This window comes from Acaryochloris sp. IP29b_bin.137 (genome assembly GCF_028285745.1).
Lineage (GTDB): Bacteria > Cyanobacteriota > Cyanobacteriia > Thermosynechococcales > Thermosynechococcaceae > Acaryochloris.
In genome coordinates this window covers 1-19,231 of the sequence record NZ_JANQOP010000219.1, presented here as the reverse complement: position 1 = coordinate 19,231, position 19,231 = coordinate 1, and the positions used below count along the sequence as shown (strand labels likewise).

Sequence of the window (19,231 nt, the reverse complement as noted above, 5' to 3'; positions counted from 1 at the left end):
CATAACACCCCTTTGATAAAGATGATTTTGACTGAGGCTGCGCTTAAGTATGCCCGTTATGACCACACATTCGACTTCTCTCACACCCGCCTACCGCACTATTATTTTCTCCAAAGGAGTAAATTTCTTAATGAAATGGAGCGACTGCATCCTCGACATCTTAGGCTAGTCGAGGGCAATGAGTTTCACTCAGTATGGCTTTGAGAAAGAAGACCCACATGCCCTAGTGTGAAGAGGGTAGATCTTTTTCCCAATCGGGGTAACTATTCTTTGGTAGTATTTCTAGCTCTGTTGTACTTGCGACAGAATGATTCAACTTGGATTTCAATGAGAGTCTGTTGTTAGAAATCTCCCTCTGAAATCTTGGTCACATAAGTACATTCGCACTAAATGGCAGTAATTCGCAGCTGCGTTTGTTGGGGACTTTCTAGGCGTTACCATAACTGAATGCTAGGTTTACCGTTAATTCATTGGCTGGTCGTCTTCAGCGTGTTAATCAGTGTCGCTGGAGCATCGGTCTATATTCGCGATACGCTAGCAGGCCGGACCCAGCCCAATCGGGTGTCTTGGTCCATGTGGGCGTTATCGCCTCTGATTAGTACAGCAGCTGCACTCTCCGCAGGGGCAGCTCGCTGGGCGACGCTGCGCATTTTTATTGCCGGTTTGCTGCCATTGCTGATCTTTTTAGCTTCTTTTGTCAATCAACGCAGTTACTGGAAAATCAGTATTTTTGATCTGACCTGTGGCGCTTTTTCGCTGTTAGCCGTGATTTTATGGGGTGCGATCGCATCGCCGCAACTCGCGATTCTCTGCGCCATCATCGGAGACATCTTTGCCTCTTTTCCCACCTTAATCAAAACCTGGAAGTACCCCAAAACCGAGACAGGTGCGATGTATATTGCCAGCTTTTTAAGTGTGGTGCTTGTGCTTCCCTCCATTCCCGTGTGGAACATCGCCAATGCCGCCTTTCAGATCCACCTGTTAATCATGAGTTCGGTGCTGCTATACGCGGTCTATCGACACCGCGTCTGGAAGCGATTTGGCGCTGTTTGGTCCCGCTAAATGTGACCCACTTTTATAGCAGGCTGAGGGCTTCGGGGCTCTGAAGACTGTGCTGATAGGCGCGATGCCAGGTAGATGAAGACCTTTTGAGGACAGGTCGCATTCTTTGCTGGTTGTATAGCTGCCCTGAGTGTTCTGATGTGGGGTTTTAGGGTATTACCCTAACTTTATCGCATAATAGTAGTTGTTCAGTGGCCAAGGGTTGATATGGATAACCAAGAGTTTCAGGTTGTGAAGGATCTCGTGCAACCTGATAATCGCGGACGCATCAGTTTGGGGATGACAGCTTCCGGGAAAAACTACCGTGTTTTGATGAATGAGGCGGGACAAATTCTCTTAGATCCTGTGGTCCCTGTCCCTGAACAGGAGTTATGGCTTTGGAATAACCCTGATGCGATCGCAACTGTCCGACAGGGGATGCAGGATGTCGCTCAGGGAGAGATCCATAAGCTGGGCTCGTTTGCTCAGTATGCGGATCTTGAGGTGGAGGATTGATGCAGTTCCGGCTCCAACTCAGTTCTGAGGCGATGGTAACGATTGAGCGACTGGCAAAGGAAGATCCCAAAAAGCACAAGAAGGTTCTCAAAACCCTGGGGTTGATGGAGACGAACCTGAGGCACCCCAGCCTCAAAACCCATAAGTTTTCTTCCCTAAAAGGCCCCAAGGGTGAAGACGTCTTTGAGGCATATGTGGAGAATAAAACACCAGCTGCATTTCGGGTGTTTTGGTTTTATGGACCTAATCCAGAAGAAATTACAGTGGTGGCGATTACACCCCATCCTTAAAAAGGAAATCATTTAGAAACCTTCGATGGCAATTGCAAAGAAGAGATGCCATGGGCAGGTTGATTCAGTCTTGCGATCGCACACAAACCAAACAAGGATGATTTCATCGGTGCATCGGCTTTAGGTAACAGCATATTTGAGCTGAACAAATCCAAAATCATAAGTGCGTGAACTGATGGGAGTTAGCTGGATATCCTTCTCTAAAGGGCCGAATAGAGGCTGCCCTTCCCCCAAGAGAATAGGAATCACGGTCAGGGTCAGCTCATCAATCAGACCCGCAGCCAAAAACCGTTGAATGGTCATCCCACCATCAATGTACAAATGCTGAGCGCCCTCTTTAACGAGGCGTTGGTACAACGCAGACGGCGTTTCAGCAGAGTGTGTAACCCAGGCAGGTAACTCGGCGGGAAAGTCAATGGGGTTACGACTCATGACAATGACTTGGGTCTGGCCATAGGGCCACTCCCCAAAAGACAGAACCTTTTCATAGGTCTTGCGCCCCATAATCAAAACATCCACCGACGCCATAAAGGACTGGTAGCCACAGTCTTCACCCTCTGGAACAGTCGCGTTGGCGTCATTTAGCCAGTCGAGGTCGCCATTCTTCCTGGCAATAAACCCATCCAGACTGGTGGCAATAAAGACAGAGACTTTAGTGCTCATGGATAACCGTTTCCCTCATGTTGGTACTGGCCTGCAAATTGTTCAGCCGTATAGTGGATACCCCGTCCCCCCTAAATGAGTTCATCTACTCCCCCTAAGTGGGATGGAAACCCTGTTCCTCTCAGAGCGGGGTGGTTCATTTACTATTCCAGCAAAGTAAAAAGGCATTTTAATGGTATAAAGCGGTGGAAGTGTTGGCGTTAATTTTTCTAACTGATGAAAATCTTGCAATGGATTCTAACCATTTTGGCGCTTTTCATAGGCCTAGGGTTATTGGTTTCAGGGCAATGGATTGGCTTTATCATTACCTCCCTGACTGTACTCCTGGTAGCTCCACCGCTTCAAAGCCAGATTAACCAGCGTTTACCATGGTTGCGATCGCGATTTCTAAAACTATTCTTAGCCGTGATTATGTTGTTCGCCGCTTTGATGGTTACCGGAGAGAATCTAGTTCGGTTTGCGAATGTCGCCGTGTGCACAACACCTGTAGAGGGGCAATGCGAACAGCATGAGATTGCGTTTATCGAGCAAACTCAGCAGATTTCTGTGAGTGCAAAACTCCGTCAGGCTAACACTGCCAAGCAAGTCAAAGTTAGGCTGGATTACTGGCCAGAACCTGAGCAAGAATCTGAGGTGTTGAGTCAAGTCTTTGATGTCCCCCAAGGAGAACAAGAGGTATTACTGGCGCTAGATCAGGTGAATTTGCAACCCGGTAACTATCGGATCACCCTGACGCCAGAAGGGCTTGGCAATAAAGAACCCGTGTCGTCTGAAAAAGTCTTTTCGGTGTGGACCGATCCACAGGATGTGACCAATCGAAATGAAGGCGAGATTGATGATGCGGGTTTGAATAACAGCGTCACTAGCATCAAAGTTTGCGAGGGGAGTCGTGATGCTAAGCAACCTTGCGAAGAAGACTTCAGCGAACTCTCAACTCAAGTCAAGATTCTCTCGTTTACAGCCGAACTCCCCAGTATTGCCAATGTGCAATTCCGAGGCGACTCAGAAATCACCTATCTCCTCCGCTATCGTGTTAAAACTAAGGACGCTAAAAATCCCCTCATCCAGCTCTTTCGAGAGACCAGCGACCTCGATCGAAAGGTCGGGACTTATACCCTCGGGATTCCGTCCCCAAAGAAAGGGTTCCCCCCCGGAGAGTACGAGTTAATAACCTCGCTTGAGGCCCGCTCTTCCAGGCCAATTCGTAAACAGTTCACCTTAAAGTGACGGCTTAGCCTGAGGATTATCTCCAAAGCTAAGCAGAGATGCCAGGAGTGGGGCTAGCTCACCTACCTTGGAAGCACTGACTCCAAGGAATTAACATAGAGAGAGTGCTGACATTTAACGCGAACAGGGATGGCGAAGTCTGATCCCAATCGAATCTTGCGGTTATTGCCCTTTGCGGTAGGGGGGCTAGGCGGAACCCTATTGCTGATTAATCGCTTACTGACCCCCAGCCTAACCACCTCCCAGGCCCGTTCTGACGCTGTCGGCGTCATTATCAGTGCTGTGTTAATTCTGACAGGTTTAATATGGCAGCGAGTGCAGCCGCGATCTCCCGATGCGGTTGAACTGATTGGAGAGCAGGGATTTGAACTTGCACCTACTTTATCAGAAACGGCCAAAACCGAGTTGGCATGGGCGTCTCATATTTTGCTGACCAATACCGTTACCAAATCCGTGGTCGTTTGGTATCGCGATCAGGTATTGCTGCGCAGAGGGATCTTAGGACCGACTTCAACGGTCAAGCCGGGTGCCATTGTTGAGCGCGTTCTCAAAACAGAAAAAGCCGTTTATCTGGTGGCCCTCAAGCTTTATCCCGGCAAGGTCGAGTTTGACTACCTCCCTGAAAATACTCAGGGCGTGATTTGCCAACCTATTGGTAAGGAGGGCGTTCTGATTTTAGGTGCAAATGTGCCCCGCAGCTATACGAATCAAGATGAAGCCTGGGTGAGTGCGATCGCAGATAAGTTAGACAACACCCTCAGTCAACAAGAATCAATGTCTATTTCTGGATAATGTCAGTGGACCTATTCAGCTTTTTCCAAGACCAGCAAGTCATTCTGTACTGGCTACTGATTGCCATCATGCTAGTGGGGGTAATAGGTTCCGTCATTCCGGCTTTACCCGGTTCCAGTTTAGTCTTAGCCGCTATTTTGCTCTGGGGACTATTGACTGGCTTTAGCAAGATCGGCATCGCATTAGGAGTCGCCATTGCCGTTCTGATTCTCAGCACAGCCGTAGATTTCTTAGCAACGTTTTGGGGCGCGAAAAAAGCAGGGGTCAGTCGTTGGGGACAAATCGGGGCAATGGTTGGTCTAATTGCTGTTGTATTCGGTCTTTTACCGCCTGCTCTGGTCATTGGTGGCCCAATTATTGGTTTATTAATCGGACCCTTTATTGGGGCATTTATTGGAGAATTTCTGTATCGTCGAAATATCAAACAAGCGCTCAAAGCCGCAGTAGCCGTAGTTGCGAGTTCATTAATTGGTAATTTAATTCAAGGGGTACTGGCTTTGGCTGCGGTCATTGTATTTGTGGTAACAACTTGGTCTAGTGTAATGGGTTGAATCAGAGCTATTTCATGCTAAAAACATCCATTAGCAGGTCAAAAGATTGCGCGCAGCGCCGTTTTGCTTGAGCCATATTGGTCAATCCATGCTTGCGATAAAGATTGAGTACCATATTGCGAGCCTACACGAACCGTCCGACAAGCGCTTGTTTCTTCTGAATATTCCAGCAACGGATTAGTCCGCTATCAGTCGTAATGCACAATTAATTCCAACCCCTTCGCTTCCCTGAGGCGAAAGGCATTGAGCACAATCGGATCTTTCAAATCTAATTCGGCGGTGGGATTGTAGTCCTCGAAATAGGCTGCAGCCGGCGCATCCCCATCCAAAAACTGAATCACCGCATCTGGGCCAAACTTTTGCTTAGCAACAGATAAACAATCCTTCATCAGCAAGGACGGTGTAATCATCGAGCCCACATATGCCTTCGTTTGATCATTAAACACCCGAATCCCCCGCGCTACCGACTGTGTCTCATGCAGTAAAAACGGCCCCCCTCGCTTATACTCTCCGCGCTCCAACACCGCCTCAATATCCGCGGTCTTGCGAATCACCCCATGAGTATCAATCGTGACAACCGCCACATCCGGTTGGGCTTCAAGCTGCTCTAGCTCCTTGCGAATTTGCCCCTTGATATCATCCAGTTGCTCATTACGGGTCTTTCCTTCCCCTTCCAGATCGCTAAAATCCAGATAAGCCGATCGCCCATCCGCATAGGTCACCAGCCCTGACAACAGAATATTGGGCGCAGATTGCCCCGGAATCTCAGAGGAGCGATAAATAGGCAAATCCGTTTTGCCCGCATTCTTTGGCAACCGATTGGGATTGAAATAGACATAGCTCAGGGGAATCGATTCCTTTTCCTTGGTAAAGCCTTTGAACGTCGTGCCAAAAATGCCTAGAACCTTGCCGCCCGTTTTCTCAATCTCAGCTTTAACCGTCTTATAAGTGTGATCGGGTAATAGCGGCAGAATCACCGTACCCGGTTTACGCTCAAACACAATTGCTGGACCCTGGCCATACCAATTCAGCGGTGTATCCGTCAGCACCGACTTGCCGTCCACATTGGTCCGACCAGGCACGGGGGACGTTAAATATTCTCGACCATTGGCATCCAGAGCAAACTGCGGTTCATTGCCACGATACTGGAGGGGCGCAACATCAACGGTTTTGATAACCTTCTTCCAGTTCAGGTCATAGTCGTAAAAGGACAGCTGAAAGACCTTGCTTAACGGAGTGGCAGGCTTAGACGCTAAAGACTCATATTCAATTGGCATTGCTTCTAACCGAAACGCATCGGGTTCGGAGGCTTTTGTGCGCAAGAGGGTGCAATTCACCAACAGCGATGAGCAACCGATCAGCCCGATCAGCTTAACGGATTGAGCAAAATTCACCATAAAAGTCGATTCAAAAAATGTAGATTCAGATTCACGTTAACGGCGGGACCGATCGTCATCAAATAGCCCCATCAAAGGTCCTAGCAATGCCCCAAATACAAAGCCCCCCGCATGAGCCCAGTAGGCCACACCCCCCATATTCATCGGCGCATTCAGGCTCGCGACGCTGTTAAAGGCTTGCTGGGCAAACCAGAACCCCAAAAAGAAGACCGCAGGCAGATTGACCGTCCACCAGAAAAACCCTAAGGGCACCAGGGTCAAAACTTCGGCTTTGGGGAAGCGAATAATATAAGCCCCCATTACCCCTGCGATCGCACCACTGGCTCCCAAGGAAGGAATATCAGAATTGATATTGAAGAACCATTGGCTAAGGGCGGCTAGGGCTCCGCAGCTTAGATAAAACACCAGGTACTTGACATGGCCGAGCTTGTCTTCAATATTGTTCCCAAATACCCACAGAAACAGCATATTTCCGGCAATATGCAAAATCCCCCCGTGCAGGAACTGAGAGGTAAACAGGGTAATCCAGGCGGGATGGGGTAAAGCCGTCGGTTCGCCCCGAAAGCTGGCCGTTAAGTCCTGGGGAACCACCGCCCACAACCGGAAAAAGGCATTCAATTCTGGCCCCAAGCGCAATTCATGCAGGAAGACAACAATATTCAGGGCAATAATGACGTAGGTAACAAAAGGGGTAATCCGAGTGGGGTTATTATCGCGTAAGGGTACCACAGGTCTTTTTTGATCGATTCCACTAAAAGTGCACTATCCTCTACATGAGGCCATGTAGCCGTCGCCCTCTTGAACCGGACAAATGGTCTGACCCAGATCGGCGACAAGAATTTCAGGAGCACAAGCTCTAAACACCAGACAGGGCATGACAGAGCAGGCAGTAGCAACACAGGCACACCCCCTTCAATTCATGTTAGCGGATACCGATCCAATCTTTCGGATGGGGCTAAAAGCCTGCCTTATGGCCGTGCCCGATATTCAGGTGGTCGCAGAGGCCGAAGATCCAGCCCAGATCTTACAGCTTTTCTCAACTCAGAGCGACATAGATGCCAGCCCAGAGGTTGATCCCCAATCCCTCGACTTGCTGATTTTGGATGTCAGTCGGGCCGCTGATACCGAAGCCAATGCCCTCCTCTGCCAGCAGCTTAAGGGGCGCTATCCCCGTCTGGCGCTGTTTGTTTTATCGGCGACCATTGAGCCAGATCAACTGACTAAACTCTGGCAGGTGGGCGTGGAAGGCTTCTGCCGCAAAGGCAGTGTGGATACATCTACGCTCATCCAGCAGCTCCGACGAGCCAGTCAAGGACAGCGGGTGTGGGATGCCGCCCAGAAGGCCCAGGCCCAGCTCGTACAGGCACCTGCTGCCCCACCACCGCCCCCCCAAAACGTGACGGCCTTTACCCTGTTGCGGCAAGTCTTTATGCAAACCGGGTTAAAGCAAATTGAGCAAACCCTAGAGCAGTTGCAATCCCGCCGCCAAGGGGAGGCCTTAACCCAGTGGCAGCGGGCCGTCAACGAGGGGCGGGAGCGGGAATTGCAAACGGTGCGCTGGCTAGTGCGCCAGTATTTGGAGCGTCAAAGTGATGCGTCTGAAGAACCCCCGTCTGAACCTGAGGAGCCTGCCTTTTCCTGGGCCAACGTCGATCCTTGGGACACCGATGAGTTAGCAGTACCCTCTCGGATTACCGAAATCAGTGACGAGAGTGCCTTAGCTCCTCAGCCAGACCTCACGACCGTATTGATAGATGCCTTATTAACCAAGCTACCGACCAGTCTCCAAAATCGCACCCCAGATCCCCTAGAGATTGATATTCTCAAAGCCCAGAAGCGCCAGGATTTATTTCTGATTGTGCTCAAGCGCTTTGAAAGCGGGGTTGAAGACTTGCGCTATTCCCAAGTGACGCGATCGCAATTGGCAACCAAACGCTCCAAACTCCTGCAAGACCTCTGGCTGGGGTCCACTGCTGACTTTTTTGGCAAGTATTTGACCATTCCTTTATCCTCTAGTGCTCAAGATCCAGAGGATATTGAAATCGTCAGTGTCCTCCAGCAAGATCAGGCCATAGTCGAAGCCGAAATCCTCAACAAAATCCCCCTAGTCACAGAGCTACTGGAGCATCTTCTGTTTCAAGCCCCTTTACGGGTCGATAACACCCTCTCAGCCGTTGGCTCGCCCGAAGCCATGCTCCAGACCGAAGCTCTCCTAAGCAATATAATTGTCAACATCGCCAATGGCGTCCTTCAGCCCTTACTCAACCGCTTTGCTACGAATGAAGCGATTAAGCAAAGCTTCTACGATCGCACTTTAATTTCCACCCGCGATATTGAACGGTTTCGTAATGCCCTCTCCAATCACTACCGGATTCGGCGCTTGTTTAAAGAGCCGACGGAGATTTTTGAAAGCCAGTATGGGTTAATTGTCTTTAGCGAGGCGGGACTGCAGAAAATTGCGGTCTATGGCTCTCGAGATCAGGAACTACAAAAACTTCAGGGCATCCGGTTTTTCGTCACCTTGGCCTTAGAAGCGAGGGATGCGATCGCACCGCCCCTCCAAGCCACCTTTACCTTCCTCGGTCGCGGGGTTGTGTATATCCTCACCCAGGTAATTGGGCGGGGACTCGGACTGATTGGTCGCGGCATTTTGCAGGGCGTCGGGGGCACTTGGCAAGATATTTTTGTTAGCCGGAAAAGCCATCAAGAGAAATAATCACAGGTCCGTAGATTCACCATTTTGCGTCATCCGCAGCCGATCGGAATCGGTATATTCACTCTTATCACTCCTTCAATCCAGTGACTAAGATCAAAGCTCAGGATTGGAATTAGGTGGATTGAACATGCAAGTCGCTGAGCTGTTGGAGCGTTATGCCGCTGGAGAACGAAATTTTTCTGAAGTAGAGTTGAGCAACGCCGACTTAAGCCAGCAAAATTTATCTGGCGCGACCTTTATCAAAGCCAAGTTCAGCCATATGAACTTAGAAGGTGCTTATCTGTTTGGGGCTAATTTTAAACATAGCTATATCGAAAATACCAATTTGGCAGGCGCCCAGCTATGTGGTGCGAACCTATGGGGCGTCAATGTTCAAGGGAGTGTTCTCACCGAGGCTAATTTAAGTGATGCCTATCTTCGGGGAACCTATTTACTGAAAGCAGATTTAGAGAGAGTCTGTTTGCAACGGGCTAATTTGCAACGCTCTTATCTTTGGGGAGCGACCCTTAATAGCGCCGATTTAAGAGATGCCAATTTAACCGGGGCCAATTTAGATTCTGCAACATTGATGTTTGCGGATTTAAGTGAAGCTAACTGCCAAGACAGTTCGATGAAAGGGACTAATCTCAGTGGTGCTTGCCTGATTGGGGCCTGCTTGGATCGCGTTAATCTGAGTCACGCTAATCTCAGCATGGCGGATTTGAGTGAAGCAGGCTTAAAATTTGCCCAACTTACAGATGCCATCATGGAACAGGCCAACCTCAGCAGTAGCAACTTGGCTGATGCCCAAGTGCAGTTGGAGAGATTGCAAACCGCTAAGCTTTCCAGAACGATTTTCCCCGATCGGCGCATTGTTAATCCATCCCCCACTGTAAGCATCAAGCGCTAGTGCTGAAGAAGCTGGCGAATATCTTGTCGGACTTGCATCAGGATTTTGCCAAGCTGATTGCGGCCATTCCCATCTGCACCACAGCCCCAATAGGCATCAAAGGGAGAATTCTCAACAATCAGTTCATCTCCTGTGGCTAACAATTCTGCCTGAATCGTTGGATGGGCCAAGAATTTAGTGCGCACAGCAGCATACATAACCTTGGGTTTAATCACATCCCAATCTGGCTGAACGTTGTAGTCAGGGTTGCGACCTAGAGCCGCCGCCGCTTCTGGCGTAGGTGCCTGTCTGATTTGGTCACATAGCCCTTGATGCGACGTGCCCTGATATTTTTGAGCTTGATAGTAATGTTCTGAGGTAGGCCAAGTATGCCCTTGTAGATCAATGCGGTGGAGGGAGAAATTGGAGAAACATCCGTAAGGGTCTTGGACTTTATAGAAAAATATGGTCATCCTCAGCTAACTTGCCCGACGTCTACTTCCATGATGACAGTAAAACTGCATCGTCTGGCCTCAATTTAGATTTCTCTCTCTGTGAAGTCCTTGATTAGAGGGGTAAGTAAACGGCTATGCTGAACAAATTAAGATCATTATTCCGAGAAAAGCCATGCTCACTACGACTACAGATGTTATTCAAGGTGCAGTGATAGACGGCTATCTAGGTATTGTTACCGCTGAAGTCGTCTATGGTAGCAATGCACTGCGAGACTTCTTTGCTGGCATTCGCGATATCATCGGGGGCCGTACTGCCAGTTATGAACGTGTGTTTGAACGAGGCCAGCGCGATGCCATTTCTGAGCTGGAAAAACGGGCAGACCATCTAGGAGCCAATGCTGTCATTGGTGTCCGAGTCAGTACCGACACCATCAACATTGATGAAACTGGGGTGTTACTCTTGATCACAGCTACAGGGACAGCAGTGAAATTGGCCAGTTGAAAGTCGTTGCGATTCGCTGAATCTGTTAGAGTACACTTTGGAGCTGTCGCGACGGAAGAAAAAACGCATGAAATTTGGTGTTTTTGCGATCGCAATTACCCTAGGCACTATATTTGGTCCCGCGGTCCAAGCTGCAGATCCCCAACATGTCGCCCAATTAAAACAGGTGAATGCTTGCGAAGGGTGCGACCTCAGTGGTGCTGATTTAAGTGGCTTGATTCTAATCCATGCCAACCTCCGGAATGCCAACCTACAAGGGGCTAACCTCCGCAATACCTCCTTGCTGTTGAGCAATCTAGAAAACGCAAACTTAGAGAACGCGAATCTCACAGCAGCCTACTTATACGGCAGTAATTTTGAAAACGCCAAGTTGACCAGCACTGACTTTACACAAGCCGTTTTACGGAGTGCACAATTACAGGGTGCTGATGTCTGTGTTGCCAACCTCACTGGGGCTGACTTGACGGATGCCGATGTTAATTTGGATGATTGCCCCATTTCCCCTGCTGATTCGTCCACTTCAGACACTCCAGCCGGTAATGATTCGAACGAAGAATCACTAATCAAAGATACTCTCCCTGACACGCCTTAATCCCCATCAGATTGCAGATGATCATTGCAGCCCGTATTTGAAAAAGTACGATTACAAACCCTCCAAGAACTAAATCTTGGGCATCAGCCGCGAATGCTTGAGCTGCGACACACTGCCAATTTGTTCCGTAATAGGGGACTATGCCATCAGCAATGGCTTGTGATGAAAAAGATTTTGCGAGAAAAGTATGGCATTGCGTGGATGACCCTGGCTGAGATGAATCCATTTGTCATCTTTGACTAGACAATCTCTGACCTGTAGCACTTAGGGGTCCCCCGCACTGACCCAAAAAAGTCTTGTGTTTAAACAGTTCTGACATCAGACATTACGCTACCTTAGGACATAGCAAACTACTCCGCAGGAAGTAACAGCGATGGCATCGCTCCCAGACTTTCGTCCCAAGCAGCTTTCTCTCGGTCCCTTAGAATTCGAAATTCTCAATTTGATTTGGGATTTGGGGACCGCCACCGTCAAACAGGTGCATGAACAGATTTTGACCAATCCCGATCGCGAATTGGCCTACACCTCCGTTACCACCGTTCTCAATCGCCTGACTAAAAAAGGCTGGTTAGCTTGTGATAAGCAAAATCGCAGCTTTGTTTGGCGTCCTCTGGTCTCCCGAGAACAGGCCAACTCCCTGTGGGCCTACGACCAACTGCAGCAGTTCTTAGCCGTCGGGAATCCTGATACCGTCGCTGCGTTTGCTGATCATCTCGATCAAGCCAGCGTCGAGCAACTGGAAGCGATCGCAGATAAGATACGGGCCGCTCGCAAAGCCAGGGAGGAGCAGTAATGCATTTGTTAATGATCCTCAGCGCTTTGTCTTTGGCCTGGCTATGTCGAACCTATGGCTATCGCTGGCTGGAATCTAAGCGAGAACAGTGGACCTGGGCCCAGCGATGGCAGGGAAATCTGCTGGTCTTTTTATGGTCTCCCTTGCTGTTGCTGATGACTGCGATCGCAGTGTTATGGATGGGACCCCAGGGTCATATGGTGTGGGTCCGGGAAAGTTGGTGGAGCTACGGTGTAGCGGCAGGGTTTGTGGGGGGTGCAGCCTGCCTGAATCTCAAGCTTCTGATTGAAGGCCGAGCTAGCCTTCAGCGCCTGCATGCCTGTCCCCAAGCTTATATTGATGGCCATTCAGCCTACCAAGTGGATCATGCCTTGCCCTATGCTGCTCAAGTGGGATTTTGGCAGTCTGAACTAGTGATCACCAAGGGGTTGGTGCAGGTCCTGTCTGCCGATCAACTGGCAGCCGTACTGGTTCATGAACAAGCGCATCAACAGTATCGCGATACATTTTGGTTTTTCTGGTGGGGCTGGCTGCGTCGGCTGACGGATTGGCTACCCCGTTCCACAGAACTTTGGCAAGAGCTTTTGCTACTGCGAGAACTACGGGCCGATCAGTGGGCCGCCCAGCAGGTTGATCCCTTGGTGCTAGCAGAATCCTTGCTGTTGATGGTAAATCCCTACCCCGCAGAATTTGCGGAGAATATTTGTGCCGCCATGCAAACGGCAACGGGCCATCGATTATCAGAGCGAATCGATGCCCTACTTACCCCCCGTGAAACGGCTCCCCCATCCTATTCATGGACCTGGAGCGGCTTATTGGTCACTGCTGCCCCTTTGTTGACGATTCCGTTTCATTACTAACTCTGAAATTTGCCCAGCCGTGTCACAACATGGGGTCAGCGTCATCCGTGACCCCTAGCTTGGCATGGTTTAATCATGCCAGGACCTAAAATGTTGAAATCTTCAGCACCCAGGACGGGAAATTATGAGTTGGTGGCAGCAGCTTCGTCAGAAAAAATTGGCTCGATTTGGAGCCGCCCTTCTGATTACATTCTACGTATTAGTGATCGGAGCGGACTTTGTTGCCCCCTATGCCCCCTGTGACACGGAAACCATCAATACTGGGGCCTGCCAACCGCAGGTAAACGGAGCCCTATTACCCCCCACACCAATTTATTGGCACAACGCCGATGGGCAATGGATAGGTCCCCATGTCTATCCCACCACCCTTGAACCCATCGACTGGCGTAATAAAGAATCCAAAGCTTGGCAAACGGGCATCCGAGATTTACAAGTGGATCGAACCCAACCGTCTCCCATTCGCCTGTTTGTGAAAGGCTGGAACTATCGTTTTTTGCAGTTAAAGCTGCCATTGCCCACCCAATTCTCTTGGTCTGATCCCAAAATTGATCAGGTCACGGTGTTCCCAGGTGTCCCCTTTGATCGCCACTTATTTGGGACCACTGGCCCTGGCTATCTCAATGTCCTCGGCACCGATGATCAGGCCCGTGATCAACTAAGTCGGATTCTGTTTGGTGGTCGGATTAGTCTCAGTATTGGCTTAGTGGGCGTGGCCATCTCCCTGCCCTTAGGGATGCTAGTGGGCGGTATTTCTGGCTATTTCGGCGGCTGGGTCGATAGCATTTTGATGCGCTTGGTAGAAGTCCTGATGACTATTCCTGGACTGTATTTACTAGTCGCCCTGGCCGCGATTTTGCCGCCAGGACTGTCTAGTAGTGAGCGCTTTTTGCTGATTGTGTTAATTACCTCGTTTGTGGGCTGGGCGGGCTTGGCTCGGGTGATTCGCGGTCAGGTCCTATCGATTAAAGAGCAGGAGTTTATTCAGGCGGCCAAGGTGATGGGAGCCAGGCCACTGTACATCATTACCCGCCATGTCCTCCCTCAAACGGCCACCTATGTGATTATTTCGGCCACCCTGGCCATTCCCAGTTTTATTGTGGCGGAATCGGTATTAAGCCTGATTGGTCTGGGAATTGAGCAGCCCGATCCCTCTTGGGGCAATTTGCTATCCCTATCGACTAATGCTTCTATCTTGATCTTGCAGCCTTGGCTGGTGTGGCCCCCCGCTATTTTGATTATCTTGACGGTGCTGTCTTTTAACCTTTTGGGGGACACTCTGCGAGATATCTTGGACCCCAGAGGCTCACTCCAATAGGTCCGGTTGCCAACGATAACGGCGCAGATCTAGTTTGTCCCGGTGATTGAAGGCGATGCCTTCTTGCTCCAGTAAAATGCGTTGTAGGTCATCGCTTCCCTGACGCTGAGGGGAATGGGAAATCATGCCCTGGGCATTGACAACCCGCTGCCAGGGGATATCTGAATCCGGTGCAACTCGGTATAGGGCATAGCCAATCTGACGGGCATGACGGGGTCTGCCGATTAGTTCAGCGATTTGGCCATAGGTCGCGACTTTGCCAGGAGGAATTTGGCGGACCAAATCATAGATCTGTTTATAGAGCTGACTCTGATGGCTGGAGGTTTTCACAAATGTGTATGGGGGATAATCCAAGTCAAAACGCTTTGGGCAAGCCAGCTTGCTTCAGCACTGCATTGGCGGTATGTCGAGACTTAATGGCTTGATCGACAACAAACCGACGTTCTGTACGTGGGCTAAACCAAATTTCATGGTCTCCTTTTCCTTGCCGTTCAAAGTAGCAGCCTGCCTCTATCAAGAGTTTTTTGAGGGCTGGTGTAAATGATTTAGGCATGCAATTAAGCTATTCGGATCTGTTCCTGCCGATGGCTAATGAGCTCCCACGCAACGGTATTTTGGCCCATTTCTGCACTCACTCCATTTAACTGCAAGAGTTCTGGAATCATATCTCTGAGCTTTTCAGTTAATGCTTCTAGAGTGTCTGCTTCCGTCGCTAGCCCAGGTACATCCTCGCTCGATGCAGTCCAAACTGATGCTTGGTCATCCCAATAAGCTTCAACGGTGCAACGGATTGGATCCATAGGTTCTGGCTATTGAATTCCTTTTCCTTAGCGTACCAATATTGCACCAAACTTGTGATTGATGCTTGAGTCTCCACGTATAAGCTCAAGGATTTGCCTTCTCATGAACTGTTGATAGGGGAATAGGAATGGGCTCCTGGTGTTTTGCTCAATCACTGATGTAAACCTGAGCTAGAACAACAATGCTGGAGCGAGCTCTACTTTGATCTTCATAGAGCACTTTTCAGGCCTAAAGACTTGATCAGTAAAGAATTTAGCATTCAATCTGTTGATTCCTATATCTTGATTGCAGCTAAGACTTGTGTGATTCTTCAGATGTCATAAATTTCTGTGAATTTGGTTTAGATTGGGAGGCTTAGTGTAGAGATTCATACAAATCACCACTATGAATGATAAACCGCGGCTTTGGTTGCCAAAGGTAGACGAGAGAGGGATAACAGAACTTCACTATGCCGCTTATTGTCAGGATTTAGTTGCTGTTAGATATTGGGTTGGGCAAGGTTGTGATGTCAATCAGAAGACAGATACTGGCTGGACGCCATTAGTATGGTGTATAGATATGGCGGCCACTGGAGGAGTTGGTGTGGCTGAATCAATTGTTGATTACCTAATCGAACACGGGGCACAGTTGGAATACAAGGATGATCAATATTCAAGTTTATTAGAATTTGCATACTCACGTGATTCTGCAGTTGCCATGCATTTAGAGAAAGTCATTAGGGAATGACAAGCTAAAGCCCATGGTTTAGGTGACAGCGAATTGCGTTGTGGCATTGTGGTTAAAATGTACGTCTGCCATGGTTCCAATTAATGACCTTGGAGCGTTTCCCTTCAAGTGTCACCTTGCATTGTGAGGAGAGGATGGAACTGTTCTCTTCTATCCAAAGCCATGAGTAGAGAGGAATTCTGGAGTGATTTCTGGCAATGAAGCAGTGGATGACGCATGCCGCGGAAAACGTAGGAGTTTGGCTACGTACTTGCCCAAGACATCGGTTTCAATATTTACCTGATCGCCGAGGTTTAAGTCTTGCAAGTTTGTGTTGGCAAAACTATGGGGAATAACGGCTACTTTGAAGTGAGCACCGCTCTCATCGCAGTCGGCAACGGTAAGGCTGATGCCGTTGATAGCCACACTACCTTTGTGGACGATATAGCGTGCGATCGCATCCGGTACCGCAAAACTTAATTCCCAAGAGGTGTCGGTTTGCTGAATCCCTTGAACCACCCCCACGTCATCAATATGACCTGTGACAAAATGGCCGCCCAACCGATCGCCCACGCTCAGCGCCGGTTCTAAATTTACGGCTTGGCGGGTATTCAACCGTTGAGACAAAGTTGTTCGCTGCACCGTTTCAGGAGAAACAGACACCCCAAACCCTTGGTCAACTAGAGTCTCGACCGTTAAACAGACCCCATCCACAGCCACACTATCGCCGATGGCGAGGCTATCCCAAAATGGTACAGACTTACACTGAACCAAGAGTTGCTGTTGACCTTGGGGCTGCAGATAGCCTAATCCTTGAATCAGTCCTGTAAACACTTGCCGAGAAAGCCATCCTTAACATCGGTATTTTTTACATTGTCAAACTCTGATCGCCTTGGCTAGGATCAGATTGGGGAAATCTTATCTTAAGTTTTTAAACCATCTACTTTTTCAATTCTCAATCCAATCATTAGGGCATCATCTTCCCTAAAGAAATTGTAGAGAATCCTCAATGGTATGGGTTTGCATGAGAGAGTATCCACCGTGGCCACTGTTCCCTTGGGTCAACAAGCATGATTGAAATGAATGTTGCTGGTATTGCCTTGGATGCCGCAACCCGACTGCCTATCGTTCTTTTGAAAGATGCGTCGGAACGTCGCGCTTTACCCATTTGGATTGGTCAAACGGAGGCCAGAGCCATTCTCACGGCCTTGGAAAGCCAAAGAACACCGCGTCCCATGACCCATGACCTCCTCGTCAACTGCATGGATCAGTGGGATATCGAGCTAGAACGCGTGGTCATTCATTCTTTGCAAGACAATACCTTCTACGCAGTCCTGACGCTACAACAGGGGGATTCTAAGAAAGAAGTGGATGCCCGTCCCAGTGATGCGATCGCACTCGCACTGCGGATGGATAGCCCCATTTGGGTATTAGAAGAAGTGGTTGCTGAAGCCTCCATTGCGGTTGATCAAGAAGCGGATCTGCAAGAACAAGAAGAATTTCGCGAATTTATCGATAATATTCGGCCCGAAGACTTTATCCAAAGTCAAGGGGGGAGTGAGCCCACCACGGAATCCAGCTAACCCTTCGCCATGAGATATCGCCGTTTCGGTAAGACGAATCTGCATCTGTCGGTGTTCTCCCTGGGGACGATGCGGTATTTGCAGTCAGCTCAAAATGCCGAAGCGACGATACAGCGGGCCTTTGAACTCGGGATTAATCATATTGAGACCGCCCAAGGCTATGGGAAAAGCGAAGTTTATTTGGGGCAGATGATCCAGACGTTAGAGCTTGCCAAGGAAGACGGCTGCTACCTGCCAGAACCATACCAAACCCCAGACGCCAATCGCCTCTATCTCACCACCAAAATTACGCCGAAGTCGAGTGCTGAGGACATGGCGCAAGCCATCGATTTATCCTTGGAACGGCTGGGACTAGAAGCTGTGGATTGTCTCGCGATTCATGGATTGAATACCCCAGAACACCTGGCATGGATCCAGGATCCCCGAGGGTGTATGCAGGCAGTACAGGCTGCAAAAGCCGCAGGTCGGATTCGCCATGTAGGGTTTTCCACCCATGGTTCGTTAGCGCTTATTTTGGCGGCGTTAGAGACGGATTTATTCGAATTTGTGAATCTGCACTACAACGTTTTCTTTCAGCGCAATGCCCCCGCCGTTGAGTTGGCGAGCCAAAAAGAGATGGGTATTTTTATCATCTCTCCTGCAGATAAAGGCGGGTTGCTGTACACGCCTCCCGAGCGGTTACAAGAGCTTTGTCAGCCGCTGGATCCCCTTCATCTCAATGCTCGATTTTTGCTCAGTCAGTCGGCAGTGACGACCTTGAGCGTGGGAGCTGCGAAGCCGGAAGAGTTGGATTGGCCCCTTGCGATCGCAGATCAGATTCATCCCCTAACAGATTCAGAACAGCAGGTTCTAGATCGCCTCCAAACCCAAGCTCAGACGCTGCCCGACTTATGCCAGCAATGCTATGCTTGCCTGCCTTGCCCAGAAGACATCCATATCCCAGAAATCCTGCGGCTACGAAACTTGACCCTGGCTTACGATATGACAGAGTTTGGCCAGTACCGCTACCGTATGTTTGAAAATGCTGGTCATTGGTTCCCAGGCCGACGAGGCAATCGCTGCACGGACTGTGGCGATTGTCTGCCTCGTTGTCCTGAGCAGTTAGAGATTCCCCAATTGCTCCAAGATACCCATACTCGGTTGCAAGGCCAGCCTCGTCCTCGCTTATGGGAGTCCATTTAGAACCAAAAAGAATAGATTGGCCTAAAGCTCGCCTTGTGACCAGCAATCGCGCGATTGAGCTATGGGCTCTGAGCTTGAAATCTCGCCAAAAAAGTTAACAATCGTTTATACTACCGTCAAGGAACCAGGACGCTTGTTCACCCAGTCACGAAGTTCTGATTTCTGGATGAAGTGTTGATCAAATAACCTTGAGGTTCGGGCTTCTCTCCACCGAGAAGATGGGCATACTAAGGGAAGAGATGACACAATGAATGCAAGCAGATTCTGAGGGTGCTATATGGCTTTTGACCCCGAAAACGCCAACTTTATTATGAGTGATTCAGAGGAGGCTCAGGCCAATCTCTTAATCAAATATTTACAAAATCAACCGCCAGAGGTTCTG

Annotated in this window: 24 protein-coding genes; 16 read left to right on the top strand and 8 right to left on the bottom strand. The window is 49.3% G+C overall.

Annotation, left to right across the window (positions count from 1 at the left end; translation table 11 throughout):
• The first annotated feature begins 447 nt into the window (after nt 1–447).
• The 3 genes from Q0991_RS15255 to Q0991_RS15245 all read left to right on the top strand — a co-directional run bounded on the left by Q0991_RS15255 (nt 448) and on the right by Q0991_RS15245 (nt 1,847).
• Nucleotides 448–1,062 carry a hypothetical protein gene (locus tag Q0991_RS15255; protein ID WP_299489714.1) on the top strand — a complete coding sequence of 205 codons (615 nt, stop codon included), beginning with the start codon at nt 448–450 and terminating at the stop codon, nt 1,060–1,062.
• Between the two features lie 207 nt (nt 1,063–1,269).
• The gene (locus Q0991_RS15250; RefSeq protein ID WP_299489711.1) at nt 1,270–1,557 is read left to right on the top strand and encodes a hypothetical protein; all 288 of its coding nucleotides are present in this window, start codon (nt 1,270–1,272) and stop codon (nt 1,555–1,557) included.
• The gene (locus Q0991_RS15245) at nt 1,557–1,847 is read left to right on the top strand and encodes a hypothetical protein (protein WP_299489708.1); all 291 of its coding nucleotides are present in this window, start codon (nt 1,557–1,559) and stop codon (nt 1,845–1,847) included. The genes Q0991_RS15250 and Q0991_RS15245 overlap by 1 nt, the downstream gene beginning before the upstream one ends.
• Nucleotides 1,848–1,967: 120 nt before the next feature.
• Here the strand turns inward: Q0991_RS15245 and Q0991_RS15240 are convergent, their stop codons facing one another.
• A complete protein-coding gene (locus Q0991_RS15240) occupies nt 1,968–2,510 on the bottom strand; it encodes a dihydrofolate reductase family protein (RefSeq protein WP_299489706.1) in 543 nt (180 codons plus the stop codon).
• Between the two features lie 216 nt (nt 2,511–2,726).
• On the opposite strand from Q0991_RS15240, the gene Q0991_RS15235 reads away from it, so the two are divergent.
• The 3 genes from Q0991_RS15235 (at nt 2,727) to Q0991_RS15225 (ending at nt 5,080) form a co-directional block, all read left to right on the top strand.
• Complete coding sequence (locus Q0991_RS15235; protein ID WP_299489704.1) at nt 2,727–3,737, top strand: hypothetical protein; 1,011 nt, start codon at nt 2,727–2,729, stop codon at nt 3,735–3,737.
• Nucleotides 3,738–3,866: 129 nt separating this feature from the next.
• Nucleotides 3,867–4,529 carry a cofactor assembly of complex C subunit B gene (locus Q0991_RS15230; RefSeq protein ID WP_299489702.1) on the top strand — a complete coding sequence of 221 codons (663 nt, stop codon included), beginning with the start codon at nt 3,867–3,869 and terminating at the stop codon, nt 4,527–4,529.
• Entirely contained in the window at nt 4,529–5,080 is a 552-nt protein-coding gene (locus tag Q0991_RS15225) for a DUF456 family protein (RefSeq protein ID WP_299489700.1), read from the top strand. Before Q0991_RS15230 ends, Q0991_RS15225 begins: the two co-directional genes overlap by 1 nt.
• A 188-nt stretch (nt 5,081–5,268) precedes the next feature.
• On the opposite strand, the gene Q0991_RS15220 is transcribed toward Q0991_RS15225, so the two are convergent.
• Nucleotides 5,269–6,477, bottom strand: coding sequence for a hypothetical protein (locus tag Q0991_RS15220; protein WP_299489698.1), 1,209 nt, complete (start codon nt 6,475–6,477; stop codon nt 5,269–5,271).
• A 36-nt stretch (nt 6,478–6,513) separates the two neighbouring features.
• A complete protein-coding gene (locus Q0991_RS15215; protein WP_299489696.1) occupies nt 6,514–7,206 on the bottom strand; it encodes a rhomboid family intramembrane serine protease in 693 nt (230 codons plus the stop codon).
• Nucleotides 7,207–7,396: 190 nt separating this feature from the next.
• Here Q0991_RS15215 and Q0991_RS15210 point away from each other — a divergent pair, with 190 nt between their 5' ends.
• Nucleotides 7,397–9,193 carry a DUF3685 domain-containing protein gene (locus tag Q0991_RS15210; protein ID WP_299489694.1) on the top strand — a complete coding sequence of 599 codons (1,797 nt, stop codon included), beginning with the start codon at nt 7,397–7,399 and terminating at the stop codon, nt 9,191–9,193.
• Nucleotides 9,194–9,320: 127 nt separating this feature from the next.
• Nucleotides 9,321–10,082, top strand: coding sequence for a pentapeptide repeat-containing protein (locus tag Q0991_RS15205; protein ID WP_299489692.1), 762 nt, complete (start codon nt 9,321–9,323; stop codon nt 10,080–10,082).
• On the opposite strand, the gene Q0991_RS15200 is transcribed toward Q0991_RS15205, so the two are convergent.
• Nucleotides 10,079–10,534: an NADAR family protein gene (locus tag Q0991_RS15200; RefSeq protein ID WP_299489690.1), complete on the bottom strand. Its 456-nt coding sequence runs from the start codon at nt 10,532–10,534 to the stop codon at nt 10,079–10,081. The genes Q0991_RS15205 and Q0991_RS15200 overlap by 4 nt on opposite strands.
• 154 nt (nt 10,535–10,688) lie before the next feature.
• On the opposite strand from Q0991_RS15200, the gene Q0991_RS15195 reads away from it, so the two are divergent.
• The 5 genes from Q0991_RS15195 (at nt 10,689) to Q0991_RS15175 (ending at nt 14,578) form a co-directional block, all read left to right on the top strand.
• Nucleotides 10,689–11,018, top strand: a complete 330-nt coding sequence (locus tag Q0991_RS15195) for a YbjQ family protein (RefSeq protein ID WP_299489688.1) — start codon at nt 10,689–10,691, stop codon at nt 11,016–11,018.
• 67 nt (nt 11,019–11,085) lie between these two features.
• Nucleotides 11,086–11,610 (top strand): pentapeptide repeat-containing protein, encoded by a 525-nt coding sequence (locus tag Q0991_RS15190; RefSeq protein ID WP_299489686.1) that lies wholly within the window; start codon nt 11,086–11,088, stop codon nt 11,608–11,610.
• Nucleotides 11,611–11,983: 373 nt separating this feature from the next.
• On the top strand, nt 11,984–12,403 hold the full coding sequence (locus tag Q0991_RS15185) for a BlaI/MecI/CopY family transcriptional regulator (protein WP_299489684.1): 420 nt from the start codon (nt 11,984–11,986) through the stop codon (nt 12,401–12,403).
• Entirely contained in the window at nt 12,403–13,263 is an 861-nt protein-coding gene (locus Q0991_RS15180; RefSeq protein WP_299489682.1) for a M56 family metallopeptidase, read from the top strand. The genes Q0991_RS15185 and Q0991_RS15180 overlap by 1 nt, the downstream gene beginning before the upstream one ends.
• 124 nt (nt 13,264–13,387) lie before the next feature.
• Entirely contained in the window at nt 13,388–14,578 is a 1,191-nt protein-coding gene (locus Q0991_RS15175; protein WP_299489680.1) for an ABC transporter permease, read from the top strand.
• On the opposite strand, the gene Q0991_RS15170 is transcribed toward Q0991_RS15175, so the two are convergent.
• Genes Q0991_RS15170 through Q0991_RS15160 form a run of 3 tightly spaced genes read right to left on the bottom strand, consistent with a single transcriptional unit; the run spans nt 14,567 to nt 15,378 of the window.
• Nucleotides 14,567–14,908: an MGMT family protein gene (locus Q0991_RS15170; protein WP_299489678.1), complete on the bottom strand. Its 342-nt coding sequence runs from the start codon at nt 14,906–14,908 to the stop codon at nt 14,567–14,569. The two genes, Q0991_RS15175 and Q0991_RS15170, sit on opposite strands and share 12 nt — an antisense overlap.
• 25 nt (nt 14,909–14,933) lie before the next feature.
• Nucleotides 14,934–15,131: a type II toxin-antitoxin system HicA family toxin gene (locus Q0991_RS15165; RefSeq protein ID WP_299489676.1), complete on the bottom strand. Its 198-nt coding sequence runs from the start codon at nt 15,129–15,131 to the stop codon at nt 14,934–14,936.
• Between the two features lie 4 nt (nt 15,132–15,135).
• Nucleotides 15,136–15,378, bottom strand: a complete 243-nt coding sequence (locus Q0991_RS15160) for a DUF1902 domain-containing protein (RefSeq protein ID WP_299489674.1) — start codon at nt 15,376–15,378, stop codon at nt 15,136–15,138.
• A gap of 385 nt (nt 15,379–15,763) precedes the next feature.
• Between Q0991_RS15160 and Q0991_RS15155 the strand changes: the two genes are divergently transcribed.
• Entirely contained in the window at nt 15,764–16,105 is a 342-nt protein-coding gene (locus Q0991_RS15155) for an ankyrin repeat domain-containing protein (protein ID WP_299489672.1), read from the top strand.
• 150 nt (nt 16,106–16,255) lie between these two features.
• On the opposite strand, the gene Q0991_RS15150 is transcribed toward Q0991_RS15155, so the two are convergent.
• Entirely contained in the window at nt 16,256–16,918 is a 663-nt protein-coding gene (locus Q0991_RS15150) for a riboflavin synthase (RefSeq protein WP_299489670.1), read from the bottom strand.
• A gap of 236 nt (nt 16,919–17,154) precedes the next feature.
• Here Q0991_RS15150 and Q0991_RS15145 point away from each other — a divergent pair, with 236 nt between their 5' ends.
• Both Q0991_RS15145 and Q0991_RS15140 read left to right on the top strand, forming a co-directional pair.
• A complete protein-coding gene (locus Q0991_RS15145) occupies nt 17,155–17,667 on the top strand; it encodes a bifunctional nuclease family protein (RefSeq protein WP_299489668.1) in 513 nt (170 codons plus the stop codon).
• A gap of 9 nt (nt 17,668–17,676) precedes the next feature.
• Nucleotides 17,677–18,849: an aldo/keto reductase gene (locus tag Q0991_RS15140; protein WP_299489666.1), complete on the top strand. Its 1,173-nt coding sequence runs from the start codon at nt 17,677–17,679 to the stop codon at nt 18,847–18,849.
• Nucleotides 18,850–19,231: the final 382 nt, after the last annotated feature.